The organism is Mesorhizobium sp. M7A.F.Ca.AU.002.02.1.1, assembly GCF_003998535.1.
GTDB classification, from domain to species: Bacteria; Pseudomonadota; Alphaproteobacteria; order Rhizobiales; family Rhizobiaceae; genus Mesorhizobium; species Mesorhizobium ciceri.
On the sequence record NZ_RZPB01000090.1, the window covers coordinates 1 to 12,718 of the forward strand.

General features: G+C 63.9%; 13 protein-coding genes. 7 read left to right on the top strand and 6 right to left on the bottom strand.

Annotated features, from left to right (window positions below; genetic code table 11):
* Positions 1-504, bottom strand: a 504-nt coding sequence (locus tag EN879_RS08575) for a chloride channel protein (RefSeq protein WP_164774344.1), incomplete at its 3' end; no start/stop codon positions are given.
* 154 nt (positions 505-658) lie between these two features.
* Between EN879_RS08575 and EN879_RS08580 the strand changes: the two genes are divergently transcribed.
* Positions 659-1,096: a helix-turn-helix domain-containing protein gene (locus tag EN879_RS08580; protein ID WP_013531012.1), complete on the top strand. Its 438-nt coding sequence runs from the start codon at positions 659-661 to the stop codon at positions 1,094-1,096.
* A gap of 7 nt (positions 1,097-1,103) precedes the next feature.
* Here EN879_RS08580 and EN879_RS08585 read toward each other — a convergent pair whose 3' ends face one another.
* Positions 1,104-5,078, bottom strand: coding sequence for an AsmA family protein (locus EN879_RS08585; protein WP_063168285.1), 3,975 nt, complete (start codon positions 5,076-5,078; stop codon positions 1,104-1,106).
* Positions 5,079-5,207: 129 nt separating this feature from the next.
* Between EN879_RS08585 and EN879_RS08590 the strand changes: the two genes are divergently transcribed.
* Positions 5,208-6,191: a Dyp-type peroxidase gene (locus EN879_RS08590; protein WP_063168286.1), complete on the top strand. Its 984-nt coding sequence runs from the start codon at positions 5,208-5,210 to the stop codon at positions 6,189-6,191.
* Between the two features lie 41 nt (positions 6,192-6,232).
* Here EN879_RS08590 and EN879_RS08595 read toward each other — a convergent pair whose 3' ends face one another.
* Together EN879_RS08595 and EN879_RS08600 are read right to left on the bottom strand one after the other, a co-directional pair.
* A complete protein-coding gene (locus tag EN879_RS08595; RefSeq protein ID WP_013531009.1) occupies positions 6,233-6,754 on the bottom strand; it encodes a hypothetical protein in 522 nt (173 codons plus the stop codon).
* A 117-nt stretch (positions 6,755-6,871) separates the two neighbouring features.
* Entirely contained in the window at positions 6,872-8,284 is a 1,413-nt protein-coding gene (locus EN879_RS08600) for an FAD-linked oxidase C-terminal domain-containing protein (RefSeq protein ID WP_013531008.1), read from the bottom strand.
* 163 nt (positions 8,285-8,447) lie between these two features.
* Between EN879_RS08600 and EN879_RS08605 the strand changes: the two genes are divergently transcribed.
* The gene (locus EN879_RS08605) at positions 8,448-8,927 is read left to right on the top strand and encodes a thioesterase family protein (RefSeq protein ID WP_013531007.1); all 480 of its coding nucleotides are present in this window, start codon (positions 8,448-8,450) and stop codon (positions 8,925-8,927) included.
* A gap of 235 nt (positions 8,928-9,162) precedes the next feature.
* Positions 9,163-9,360, top strand: coding sequence for a hypothetical protein (locus EN879_RS08610; protein WP_013531006.1), 198 nt, complete (start codon positions 9,163-9,165; stop codon positions 9,358-9,360).
* A 28-nt stretch (positions 9,361-9,388) separates the two neighbouring features.
* Here EN879_RS08610 and EN879_RS08615 read toward each other — a convergent pair whose 3' ends face one another.
* Positions 9,389-9,868 carry an Lrp/AsnC family transcriptional regulator gene (locus EN879_RS08615; RefSeq protein ID WP_013531005.1) on the bottom strand — a complete coding sequence of 160 codons (480 nt, stop codon included), beginning with the start codon at positions 9,866-9,868 and terminating at the stop codon, positions 9,389-9,391.
* A gap of 89 nt (positions 9,869-9,957) precedes the next feature.
* Between EN879_RS08615 and EN879_RS08620 the strand changes: the two genes are divergently transcribed.
* From EN879_RS08620 to EN879_RS08630, 3 genes are all read left to right on the top strand, one after another.
* The gene (locus EN879_RS08620; protein ID WP_127274008.1) at positions 9,958-10,437 is read left to right on the top strand and encodes a hypothetical protein; all 480 of its coding nucleotides are present in this window, start codon (positions 9,958-9,960) and stop codon (positions 10,435-10,437) included.
* Between the two features lie 106 nt (positions 10,438-10,543).
* The gene (locus EN879_RS08625; RefSeq protein WP_027160613.1) at positions 10,544-11,692 is read left to right on the top strand and encodes a histidine kinase dimerization/phosphoacceptor domain -containing protein; all 1,149 of its coding nucleotides are present in this window, start codon (positions 10,544-10,546) and stop codon (positions 11,690-11,692) included.
* On the top strand, positions 11,689-12,135 hold the full coding sequence (locus EN879_RS08630) for a response regulator (RefSeq protein ID WP_063168287.1): 447 nt from the start codon (positions 11,689-11,691) through the stop codon (positions 12,133-12,135). Before EN879_RS08625 ends, EN879_RS08630 begins: the two co-directional genes overlap by 4 nt.
* 9 nt (positions 12,136-12,144) lie before the next feature.
* On the opposite strand, the gene EN879_RS08635 is transcribed toward EN879_RS08630, so the two are convergent.
* A partial coding sequence (locus tag EN879_RS08635; RefSeq protein WP_164774345.1) for a dienelactone hydrolase family protein occupies positions 12,145-12,718 on the bottom strand: 574 nt, incomplete at its 5' end.

A 12,718-nucleotide genomic window follows, 5' to 3' on the forward strand; every position in this document is an offset into this window, starting at 1 on the left:
CAGCAGGGTCTTGCGCTCGTTGTCGCTGACCGGCAGCATCTGCGCGATCAGCGAGCCGATCGCGCCGCCTGTCATGATGATCGGTCCTTCCGCGCCGAACGGTCCGCCGGAACCGATCGAGATCGCCGACGACAGCGGCTTCAGGATCGCCACCTTGGCGTCGAGTTTCGAGCGCCCGAGCAGGATCGCCTCGATGGCTTCGGGAATGCCGTGGCCGCGGATCTTCTCGCTGCCATAGCGCGCCATCAGGCCGATGATCAGCGCACCGATCACCGGAACGAGGACGGCGGCAAGCCCAAGCGGCGTGTTCTCGAGCTTCAGGTCGGCAAGCGAGAACTGGCCGAAATAGGCAATGTTGGTGGCAAGCCGGATCAGCTTCAAAAGCGCGATGCCGGCAAACAACCCGGCTGTCGCCACCACCACGGCAATGGCGGCGACGAGCAGAACCCTGGGATCCGTGGTGAAATCGCGCAGGTGCTCCGGGTTCGAATGATGGGTCTTCATGGCAGTTGCTTCCTGGCGGCGGCCGTATGTCTGGGGTGCGGCACGGTCGAAGCGGCCAGCCGGGTTTGTCGGTGGCTATGTATCGTAACACGATATAAATATTCAAGCCGGTTTCGCCCGAAATCCGTTTGAGCTTTCGCCGGAAAACGAACACATGTCTGATATGTCGCAGCCACGAGAACAACGTCCCGCCATCAGCCAGGCCGATTACCAGCGGCTGTCGGAGTTTCGCTACCTGATCCGCCGGTTCCTCGAATTCAGCCAGGTCCAGGCGGAAGACGCCGGCCTGACCCCGCGCCAGCATCAGGCGCTGCTGGCGATCAAGGGATTCCCCGGCGGCGGCCCGGTGACGGTTGGCGATCTCGCGGAACGCCTGCGCATTCGCCACCACAGCGCCGTCGAACTGGTCAACCGTCTCGGCGAGGCAGGGCTGGTCACAAGGGATCAGGACAAGGACGACCATCGCCGCGTGCTGCTGCAACTGACCGAGCGCGCCGACGATTGCCTGGCCGAGCTGTCGGCGGCGCATCTCGACGAACTGTCACGCATCGAACCGATGCTGCGGCGGCTGCTCGATCGAGACCGTGGGTAGTCGACTACTACTGCAGCGACTTCAGCAGATTGTCGATCGTGAACGGATTGGCCTTCGGCTTGGCCGGCGGCGGATTGTCGTTGGCCTGCGGCAGCGGCGCCCGCTCCACCTTCGGAGACTGCGCGGCCTTGCGTTCGGCTTCGAGCCTTGCCTTTTCCTGCGAGGCAATACGCATCGCCTCTTCCGCCTTCTGCCGCTCCTGCTCGGCCTGCGCCTTGGCGGCCTCGTCGGCGGCCTGCTTTTCGGCAGCCGCCTTCGCTTCGGCATCGGCCTTGGCTTTGGCATCTGCGTCCGCCTTGGCTTTCGCCTCCGCGTCGGCCTGAGCCTTTGCGTCCGCCTCAGCCTGAGCCTGTGCATCCGCTTCGGCCTTGGCCTTGGCGTCAGCTTCGGCTTTGAGCCGCGCTGCTTCCTCCTGCCGGCGCAATTCCTCGGCCGCCTTGTCGCGAGCATCCTGCCGCGCAGCGTAATAGCGCACTTCGCGCCGCAGCCGCTGCTTCTCGAGCAGCGCGGCCTGCATCGCCTCGACGCGCTGCTGCTCCTTCTCCAGCGCGCGCTGGGTCAGGAACTGCGCCAGCGGCTCACTGTCGAATGCTCGTTTGACCGCGCCGAACGGCCCTTCGGCGGTGAAATTCACAACCGGCTCGGAGCCGACCAGCGCCTCGTCGCCAGGCCGATAGGTGATCGCACCCTTGGCCGACACCGTGGCCGCGTTGAGATCCGCCGTGATGTCGGCGGACAAGGTCGCCGCTGGATTTTCCAGGCTGACCGGCGGCGCCCGCAGCGTGCCGCCGGCAACCGTGAAGGCTATGTCGGTATCGCCAGCGGCAAAGCTGCCATCAGCGGCAATCTCGGGCGCGAAGCCGGCGGTCTTGGCCGCATCGATGTCGCGCCCGATCGCATCCGCCTTGGCGAGGAACGCACTGAACGCATCTGGATTGAGGCCAGCAACTTTCACGCCCTTCAACGCCGCAGTTCCGGAGCCTGACAAGGCAGCCACCATCCCTTCGACCGATTTGCCGCTGCTTGACAGCGCCGTCGAGAAATCGCCGATGCCGCTGATGCCGGCATCCGGCAGCACGGTCGCCAGATCGGCGCCCGCCAGTTTCATCTGGCCAGAGAACAGTCCGGTGCCGTTGTTGTTCTTCAACTCGAATAGGCCGGTCAGCGCCCCGCCCAGCAACTTCGCCTTGAGATCCGAAACGCGGATGCCTTCCTGGTCGAGCTTGAGCGAAAAGGCGGCGTCATAGGCGGTGGCGAACCGGCCGGCGGCCAGTGCTGCCGTCGTCAGGTCGAGGTCGGCGGTGAATGGCAGGCTGGATTTCTGGCTGAACGGTGTCGCCGGCCACACGCCACCCTTGCCTGCCCGGTCTTTGGCTGCGCCCTCCTTGTCGGCTAGAAAGGCGGAGTCGCCGAACAGCGCCACCGCCAGGGGATCGAGGTCGAGTTCGTCGAGCGCCAGCGCCCCGGCCAGATGTGGCACGCCGTCCTTTACATCGATATTGACGTCGCCGGACACCGCCGCTTCGTTGATGGCGCCGCTGAGTTCGTCCAGCACCAGCAGGCCGTTGCCGTAGTCGCCCTGCGCGGCGAGCGACGTCGACATGCCCGCCCCCATGCCTGGCAGGCCGATGCCCGACGTCATCAGCCACGGCTCGATGTCGGCGGCATCGAGGCTGAGCTTGCCCTTGGCGGCGAGGCCTTGCGGCGTGTCGGCGATCGTTCCCTCGAAACCGGCCTTGAAGTCATTGCCGGCAAGGCTGAAATTCGTCGCCAGGCCGCCGCCAAACGTGCCCTTGGCCTGAATATCGGTGTTTGCCTCGCCCAGCATGCCGAGCGGCAGCGCCGGCAGGCCATAGAGCGCCAGCAGCGCGGTGGCATCAGGGTTCTTGGCGTTGAAGGTCAGCGCCACCGGCGCTTCGAGAAGCTTGTCCACCACGCCCTTCCCCGACAGCGACGCCGAAAAGGCCGAGCCGCCGGCCTTGCCTTGCCCGCTTACCGCCAGGCCCGTGGTGCCGTCGCCATTGTCGGCTGCACTCGCCACCAGGTCGATGCGCGCATCCTGGAACAGCTCGGGATAGGCAGCAGCACGGCTCGACAGTCCCCTGAGCACGGCACTGTCGGGATAGTGCTGGGCGGCGACATCGATCAGCGGCTTCAGATCGACGGCAACCACCGACGCATCGAGCTTGCCGGTCGGGCTCGCGGGGAAATCCTTGATCCGGCCGGTGGCGCTGATCGAGGCGCCGGCCAGCCCGCCCACCGAAAGCCGGTCGATTTCGAGCAGCCCGTCGCGCAGCCTGAGCGCCGTGTCGACCGTGTCGGCGGTCAACCCACCGGCGTTGACCGGCCCGGCCTTGATCTGGAAATCGAGGTCGCGGTCGGCAAAGCGATTGGCGCCCTTGTCGCTGACGAAGATCGAGGCGAAGGCCGCCAGCCCGTCGACATCGAGATCACCGCCTTCAAGCCGCATCAGCACCGAGGGCTTGGCATCGTCGGGCTGGCTGGAATCGATGCGGCCGGAAAACTTCGCCTTGCCCAGGATCAGTTCGAGATCGCTGAAGGCCTGGCGCTTCTGCGAGAGGTCGACCTTGGCCTTGAAGCCGGCGGCCGGCAGGCGGCGGATCGCCTCGTCGACATCCTTCGACAGCCAGGCGGCAAAGCCGGAAGGTTGGGCCACGGCCAGCAGCAGCGAGCCGTTGAAGCCGAAATGACCCTCCAAATTGAGCACCAGCATGCCATCCGCTTCCAGCGTGGTGCGGCCGGGCAAGGTCGCGGCAAGCGATTTCACCGACCAGCCGCCATCGACCGGCTCGGCGGAAAGATGCACGTCGCGCACCGTGGTGTCGCCGACCACCACCGCCGGCAGCTTGACCTCGACCGTGCCGGGGATGGTCGGCTTCGGCATATCGAGCAGCGCTTGCTCGAACGCCGCGATGCGCTGGTCCAGCGTCAGGCCGGCGCCGGCTTCGGCGCCCACCGCCTCGTCGAACTGCACCTGCGCGCCATTGGCCTCGATGGCGAAACTCGGTTTCAGCCCGAGATCGACAGAAGCCTTGCCATCGGCGGTGTAGGGGTTGTCGAGAGGCCCGGTCTCGAAGCGGAATTCGTCGACACCCAGCTTCTGGTGGTCTAGCGAAAACTTGCCGTTCAGCCGAAAGCCCGGATCGGGCTTGCCGGCCGAGACTTTCACCGTCTCGCCATCGGTGCCGCGCAGCTCGGCGCTGTTCTTGTCGGCACCATTCTTGTCAGGATTTGAAATCTTGAACTGGCCGGAGTAGACGGCGGCTCCATTGACGATGCCGGCATTGCCGTCGGTCTCGATGACCAGCGGATACGCGTCCGGATTGGCTTTCAGCCGAAACCGCATCTGTCCTGAGCCTTCGGCCTTGCCGGTGGACGCGGTGACCGCGGTGCGCAACCCGTCCAGCCGCAGCGTGCCGTCCATGCGCCATGGGCCGGCCAGCGACTTGGCCGAGACGGTCGAATTGATCTCGGAAAACAGATGGCTGCGCCCGCCAGCGGCATGGCGAACTTCGATCTGACCCTCCGTCACCGTCAGCTTCTCGATCGAGATCTGGCTGGGGTCGAAGGGCGAGGACGGCCGCATCGCCCAGTCGACCGTGCCGTCATTGGCGATATCGATGGTCGCTTTCGGCCGCACCAGCCGCATGTCGAAGATCAGCACTTCACCGCGCAGGAAGGGCGCCAGTTCCGCGTCCATTGAAAACGTCTCGACCGTCATGGCCGGCTGGCCGTTGGGGCCGCCGGCGACGGCGACATTCGAGAAGGTCACCGAGGGAAACGGCAACAGCCTTGCGGTGGCGTCGCCCTGCACGGTCACCTTGCGGCCGAGAATGGCGCTCGCCTCGCGCTCGAAGTCGGCGCGGTAGCCGGTCCAGTCGATAAAATACGGCACCACCAGCGCCGCACACAGCACCAGCACGAACAGGCCACCGAAGATCACGAACAGGCGTGCGAGCATCAGCTCCGAATGGGTTGATTGAAATTCTGCCGCACTCTACCCGCATCCGCGTGTCGATAAAGAGGCAATTCATCCAGTTGCGCGATCTCCGGTGATCTGAAACAAATCCCGGCGAAGCGGAGAAATCGGATGTCGGGCAAGAACTGGGATCGCGTGCCGATCGATGCGCAAAGTGTCGACGCTCCGCTGTCCCTTTCGGCGGTCTTTCTTGTCGTCGCCGTCGCCAGCGAGCAGAGCGCGCTCGCCAAGGTTGCCTCCGTGCTCGGCGGGCTCGACGATCTCATCAAAACCGTCGGGTTCCGCGATCTCTCCGGGCGGCTGTCGTGCATTGCCGGCATCGGCCGCGATCTCTGGGATCGTCTTTCTCCAGACCGGCGGCCGCTGGAACTGAAACCGTTCGCACCGATCAAGGGTGCCGTTCATTCGGCGCCTTCGACCGCCGGCGATCTCCTCTTCCACATCCGCTCCGAGCGACCCGATATGTGCTTCGAGTTCGAGCGCATCCTGCTCGACAATCTCGGTGACGGCGTAAGCGTCATCGATGAGGTTTCCGGCTTTCGCTATTTCGATGCGCGCGACCTGCTCGGCTTCGTCGACGGGACCGCCAACCCGACCGGCCTCGACTTGCCCGCCTCTGCGCTCATCGGCGATGAAGACGCCGACTTCGCCGGCGGCAGCTATGTCGTCGTCCAGAAATATCTCCACGACATGCAGGCCTGGGCGCGCATTCCGACGCCCGAGCAGGAAGCGATCATCGGCCGCACCAAGATCGACAACATCGAAATCGACGATGACGATGCGCCGCGCAAATCGCACAAGTCGCTGGCCACCATCGAGGATGCCGCCGGCAACGAGTACGATATTTTGCGCGACAACATGCCGTTTGGCAGGCCGGGGCAGAACGAGTTCGGCACCTACTTCATCGGCTATTCCAGATATCTTTGGGTCACCGAAAAAATGCTGCAGCGCATGTATATCGGCGAGCCGCCGGGCGCCTACGACCGCCTGCTCGATTTCTCCACACCGCACACCGGCACGACATTCTTCGCGCCAACCCGCCCCATGCTGCAGACGCTTGTCGAGGGCGGACAGGCGAAGCCTGCCGCACGGTAGGCAGGCGTCCTCAACGATTTCAGCCCGCGATCACCGCGAATTCAGCGTGCGTCGCGCTTTGCCTGTGCCACCTTGGCCGCCCTGCGCTGCCGGCCGAGTTCCATTGGCCGGACCAGATCCGGCGCCCTCTGGTTCGCCACCGGCCGCATACCCCTGCGCGCGGTGCGCGAGTTGAAGGCGGGGCCGTCCGATGCCGCCCCTTGCTTCATCACCAATGCCTTGCGCGCATTCTCGATCAGCGAAACGCTGGCGGCCAGTTGCCGGCGCCGCTCGGCCTCGCCATTCAGGCGCCGCATGGCCATGGCCAGCACCGCAAGCTTGAGCTGCGACCCGCCATCAGCCTTCGAAGGCGTAGCGCCCTTCGCCGCGCCCTTGCCCCGGATCTCACGCCGGCGGCGGTGTGCTTCGGTCTGCGCCTTGTCGCGCCGCTCCCGCAACAGCTTGACCAGGCCGGCAAGATCGGCGTCGGAGAGCTCCTGCACCGCCGGATGGTGAGACTTCTCCACCAGATCGTGTTCGTCGGCACTCAGCGCGCGCGCTTCTTCCTTGCGTGAAATCGCCATGGCATCCTCCTCCGCTGGCACGCCTGTTGGCTTCAGGCCCTGCTACCGGCCAAGCCTCGGCCCGAATGGTGGCGCGGTCAAGACTGGCCGCCTACGAACCTTGCGTCGGAAAATCGGTTAGTTTCCCGGCAAGATCTTGCCCGGGTTCATGATATCAAGCGGATCGAGCGCCTGCTTGATGGTGCGCATGATGTCGACGCCGTGGCCGAGCTCGTGGCGCAGGAAGCCGATCTTGCCCTGGCCGATGCCGTGCTCGCCGGTGCAGGTGCCGTCCATGGCGATGGCCCGCATGTTGAGCCGCGCGACGAATTTTTCCGACAGCGCGATCTCCTTGGGATCGTTCACATCCATCAGCACAAGCACGTGGAAATTGCCGTCGCCGGCATGGCCGACGATCGGCGCGATCAGGCCCATCTCGGCGATATCGGCCTCGGTTTCCATGACGCATTCGGCAAAGCGCGAGATCGGCACGCAGACATCGGTCGACAGCCCCTTGGCTCCCGGCCGCAGGGTCAGCGACGACCAGTAGGCGTCGTGCCTCGCCTTCCACAATTTGGTGCGCTCCTCGGCGACGCTGGTCCACAGGAACGGCCCGCCGCCATTTTCCTCCGCGATCATGCCGAAGGTTTCGGCCTGTTCGGCAACGCCGGCATCGCTACCATGAAACTCGACGAACAGGCACGGGCTCTCGGGATAGTCGAGCTTGGAATAATTCTTCATCGCCCGCATCTGCAAGGCGTTGACCAGTTCGATGCGCGCCACCGGGATGCCCATCTGGATCGTCGCGATGACCGCGTTGCAGGCCGCCTCGACGCTCGGAAACGGGCAGACGCCGCCGGAGATCGCCTGCGGGATGCCTTGCAGCTTCAAGGTCAGCGACGTGATGATGCCGAGCGTGCCTTCCGAGCCGACCAGCAGCCGCGTCAGATCATAGCCGGCCGAGCTCTTTTTCGCCCGCTTGCCGGTTGTCACCGTTTCGCCGTCGGCCATGACGGCGGTCAGCGACAGCACGTTCTCGCGCATCGTTCCGTAGCGCACCGCGTTGGTGCCGGAGGCCCGCGTTGCGGCCATGCCGCCCAGCGAGGCATTGGCGCCGGGATCGATCGGAAAGAACAGGCCGGTGTCGCGCAGATGCCGGTTCAAATCCTCACGGGTGACGCCGGGTTCGACCGTGCAGTCGAGATCCTGCGGATTGACCGCCAGGATACGGTTCATGCGCGATGTGTCGACCGATATGCCGCCGCCCGGTGCGTTGGTGTGACCCTCCAGCGAGGAGCCGACGCCGAAGGCGATCACCGGCACGCGGTGCGCCGCACAGGCGCGCACGATCTCCTGCACCTCGGCCGTCGTCTCGGGGAACGCAACGCCATCCGGTGCCTGCGTCGGAATGTAGGTGGTGGTATGTGCATGCTGCGAGCGGATCGCCTGGCCGGTCTGGAATCGCTCGCCGAGCTGCTGCTTGAGGATCCCGAGCACCGCAGCGATGCCTTCCTCGTTGCGTTCGACCGGGTTGAGGTCGCTCAGAGCCATGAATTCCTCCGCGAATGGACCAGCGTCCATGCTTGTTATGCGTCTATGGATGCGTAAAGCAATTCCAGGAAAAGTGTGAAGCGGTTTTCCGTCCGAAATTGCGTCAGAACAAATAGAGTCTCCGGAGCCACGCTCTGTCCAGCACCAGAACAAGGAAGTTTCGATGCCCATCCCCACTCCCTTCGTCTCGAAACCCATGGACATCGAGAAGGACTGGATCGACTACAACGGCCATCTCAACATGGCCTATTACAACGTGCTGTTCGACCGCTGCTCGGACGACGCCTTCGAGGCAATGGGCATGGGACCGAACTATGCCAGGGATCGCCGCCTCACCATCTACACCGCCGAAGTCCATGTCTGCTACGTGCAGGAGCTGCATCTCGAGCACAAGGTCACGGTCTCCTTCCAGCTCATCGACCATGACGACAAGCGGCTGCGGGCCTATCAGGAAATCCGCCATGTCGACGGCTGGCTGGCCGCGACTTCCGAATCGCTGTCGCTGCATGTCGACATGTCCGGGCCGAAGGTGGCGCCCTTCCCCGCCGATGTGCTGGCCAGGGTCGAAGACATGCGCGCCGCCCATTCGGCCCTGCCGATGCCGGAACGGGCCGGCCGCTCGATCGGCATCAAACGCAAATAGGGCGATGCCGACACGTCTCGTTTCCGGCTTCAAAGCCACACCGGCGATCTAAAATCGCAGAACCTTGCCATCGACCGGCGGCGGCGCTTGAAGCGGCGCGGCGCCCTCGTTAACCTTACCAAGGTTTTAACGGGAACAAGCCATTTGAGCCGTTGCGCGACTCAGCGGGCCGGTCGAAAACGATCTGCATCGAGGTAGCGACACGGGCGGCGCGGCGCCGGTTCGAGGAAAGTGCATGAAAACCGACATCAAGGTCGAGGTGGACAGGTTGGCTGCCGATCCGCGCATCACCGACTACGATTTCTGGCGCTCGCTCAAGAACGTCAACAATGAGATCTTCCACATCGCCAACAACAACGAGCCGATCCCGTTCGACATGATCCGCTGGCGCGCCATCCTGAAACAGGCGCGCATGAAGCGCGGCCACGCATAAGGTCCTCGAACGGAACAATCCCCGCAGGTCAAGCCTGGCGCCTCAACGCCGCCAGGGCCGAACGCGCCACCACCGGCGAGGACTGGATGATCGCCGTGTTGGTCATCGCGTAGGGAATGATGCGGTCGATCACCCGCTCGAGGTCGACCACCGACCCGACATGCGCCAGCGCGATGAAACAATCCTCTCCGGTTACGCGGTCGCATTGCACGATCTCCGGCAGTTCGCGGATGATCTCGGCCACGACGGCCAACTGCCCCGGCACTGGCCGGATGCGCAGCCATGCCGACAGCGGCAGGCCGAGTGCCGTCGGGTTGATCCTAACCGAATAGGCCTCGATGACGCCGCTTTCCTGCAGCCGCTTGATGCGCTCGGCCACACTCGGTGCCGACAGGCCCACCGAGCGTGCCAGCTCCGCCGTGCTGGTGCGCGCGTCCTTTTCCAGCAGGCGCAGGATCTTCATGTCGGCGGCATCGAGATCGGCGCTTTCAGTTCGAAGGCGCTTCATGGAAAACTCCTTTATTCCGGGAGAAAGATAGCCGAAAGAGCTAATCATCATCTATATAAATAGGCAAATCTGCCTGCGATACTGATCCGGTGGATGATCAAACGCAAGCTCTCGCGGCGACCCCTGCCCCGGGCAACTTCACCCTGGGCAAGCTGACGGAAAAACTGCCGCCGCATGTCTGGTTCGGCGTCAGCGCCGTCTTCCACTATCTCGGGCCGGCCTTCGCCGTGCTGCTTTTCCCGCATGTCGGCGTGCTCGGCATGGCGTGGCTGCGCATCGCCACGGCAGCACTCATCTTCGCACCCCTGACCCGTCCATGGCGAAGCTTCGCACGCGCCGATCGCACGACGCGGCTGCTGTTGCTGGCCTTCGGCGCCTGTCTGGCGGTGATGAACTGTTCGTTCTACCTGGCGCTCGACCGACTGCCGATCTCGCTGGTGGCGGCGATCGAATTCGTCGGCATCATCGGCGTCGTCGTGCTGCGCCAGATTCCGAGTTTTATCGATTGCCTCGGCATTGCGCTGGTGGTCGCCGGCGTCGCCTTCCACAAGCCGGCATCGGCCGGCTAACTCCGGAGGCCTGATTCTCGGTACGAACTGCGACAGGAAGGCTCAAGATTGAACCAAATCGGCGTCTGATCCGTTGTCACCCGCGAAAATGGCTTGGAGTGACAGAATGGAATGGAAACGGACCAGGGAGCCTGCCGACGCATGGCACATGACGGACGATCTGCATGTCGAGCACGGCAAGGGCGATCCGTTCGCGGCGGCTATCCGCGCCACCCGCATGTCGATGATCATTACCGATCCCCGACAGCAGGACAATCCTATCGTGTTCGCCAATGACGCTTTCCTGCGACTGACCGGATATGAGCGTCATGAGGTTCTGGGCAGGAACTGCCGCTTCCTGCAGGGACCGAAGACCGACAAGGCCGCTGTCGAACAGATACGCGCGGCGATCGAGGATGAAACCGATGTCAGCGTCGATATCCTGAACTACCGCAGGGACGGCTCGACCTTCTGGAACGCGCTCTACATCAGCCCCGTTTCGAACGACAAAGGCGATTTGCAGTTCTTTTTCGCATCGCAGCTCGACGTCTCGGATCGCAAACAATCGGAGAGTCGCATCAACGCGGACAAGGACCGCTTCGAAAAGGCGGTGAAGGAACGCACCGCGGAACTGGAAGCCGCCCTCGAGGCGCAGACCACCTTGCTGCATGAGGTGGATCACCGGGTGAAAAACAACCTGCAGATGATCTCTTCCCTCATCATTATGCAGCGGCGGACCATACGGGACGAAGCGATCAGGCGTTCGTTGACCACCATGCTGGAGCGCATCGAAGCCCTGAGCACCGTGCATCGGCGGCTTTATCAGTCGAAGGACGTCAGCAAGTTCGATGTGGCGGATTTCGCCAAGGATCTGGTGACAGACCTGCTGACGGCGTCGGGGCGCTCTGAGATCAGTCCGGCTCTCGACCTGGAACCGATCGTCATTTCCGCGGAAAAGGCAACGCCCGTCGCTCTGATGGTCAACGAACTCGTCACCAATGCTCTCAAGCATGCCTTCAAGTCCAAGCCCGACGGAATGTCGGCCGGCCGCCTGGGCATCAAAATGAGCCAGCCCGACGGCCACTTGAATATCGAGGTGTCGGACGACGGCGTCGGCATGGCCGACGCCAACGGCGATGCCTCGTTCGGCATGCGGCTGATCAAATCGCTCGCCCGCCAGTTGCATGCCGAGATCGAATGGCGCGACACCGGCCCCGGCACGAAGGTCGTTATCTCGATCCCGAACGAACCTCAGGAAAAAGGGAATGTGTCATGATTGAGCCGCTCAAGGTCCTGATCATCGAGGACGAAGCGCTGCTGGCAATGGAGCTGGAGAGCCTTGTCGAGGACGCCGGCCACAGCGTCGTCGGCTGGGCGACCTCTTCGGCGGAAGCCATGGCCATGGCGGATGCGACCGAAGCCGATATCGCCTTCGTCGACATCCATCTGAGTGACGGGCCGTCCGGCATCGACGTGGCCAAGTACATAGGCGAAAGGAAGAGTTCGACGGTGGTGTTCATGACCGCCAATCCGAAGCGCATCCCCGATCATTTCGCCGGCGCGATCGGCGTCATAGCCAAGCCTTACACGATGAACGGGCTGACGTCGGCGTTGCGGTACCTGCAGGAAGGCATGCGCCGCCCGCCCCCCGTTTCGGCGCGGCCGGCCGGCTTCACCCTGTCGCCGGCCTTCGAAACCGCCTGGGCGCCGGCGGCATGACAGCTGAAGTCATTTCAGTTTTTCCCGAAGGAAGGCGATCGTTCTGCCCCAGGCGAGGTCAGCCGCCTTCTTGTCGTAGCGCGCCGCCGACGTATCGTTGTTGAAGGCGTGGTTGGCGCCTTCATAAACATAGACCGTGTAGTCGACATGCGCCGCGTCGAGTTCCTTCTTGAAGGCGTCGATGCCGGCATTGATGCGCTCGTCGAGTCCGCCATAGTGCAGCAGCAAGGCCGCCTTGATCTTGGATACATCGGCGGCCTTCGGCTGCATGCCGTAATAGGCAACGCCGGCACTGAGATCGGGCGCGTTGACGGCCAGCATGTTGACCGTGCCACCGCCCCAGCAGAAGCCGATAGCGCCGACCTTGCCGTTGCCGTCTTTGTCGCTCTTGAGGAAAGCGACGGTCGCAACACCGTCAGCGATGGTCTGCGCCGGATCGAGCTTGCCGAACATGTCGCGCGCCCTGTCTTCGTCGGTCGGCGTGCCGCCGAGCGGCGACAGAAAATCCGGCGCCAGCGCCACGAAGCCTTCCAGCGCCACGCGCCGCGCCACATCGCGGATATGCGGGTTGAGCCCCCTGTTC

Bases quoted from the DNA above. Each gene is read 5' to 3' on its own strand.
- EN879_RS08580 (WP_013531012.1), top strand. From the start codon at position 659: ATGTCTGATATGTCGCAGCCACGAGAACAACGTCCCGCCATCAGCCAG.
- EN879_RS08585 (WP_063168285.1), bottom strand. From the start codon at position 5,078: ATGCTCGCACGCCTGTTCGTGATCTTCGGTGGCCTGTTCGTGCTGGTG.
- EN879_RS08590 (WP_063168286.1), top strand. From the start codon at position 5,208: ATGTCGGGCAAGAACTGGGATCGCGTGCCGATCGATGCGCAAAGTGTC.
- EN879_RS08595 (WP_013531009.1), bottom strand. From the start codon at position 6,754: ATGGCGATTTCACGCAAGGAAGAAGCGCGCGCGCTGAGTGCCGACGAA.
- EN879_RS08600 (WP_013531008.1), bottom strand. From the start codon at position 8,284: ATGGCTCTGAGCGACCTCAACCCGGTCGAACGCAACGAGGAAGGCATC.
- EN879_RS08605 (WP_013531007.1), top strand. From the start codon at position 8,448: ATGCCCATCCCCACTCCCTTCGTCTCGAAACCCATGGACATCGAGAAG.
- EN879_RS08610 (WP_013531006.1), top strand. From the start codon at position 9,163: ATGAAAACCGACATCAAGGTCGAGGTGGACAGGTTGGCTGCCGATCCG.
- EN879_RS08615 (WP_013531005.1), bottom strand. From the start codon at position 9,868: ATGAAGCGCCTTCGAACTGAAAGCGCCGATCTCGATGCCGCCGACATG.
- EN879_RS08625 (WP_027160613.1), top strand. From the start codon at position 10,544: ATGGAATGGAAACGGACCAGGGAGCCTGCCGACGCATGGCACATGACG.
- EN879_RS08630 (WP_063168287.1), top strand. From the start codon at position 11,689: ATGATTGAGCCGCTCAAGGTCCTGATCATCGAGGACGAAGCGCTGCTG.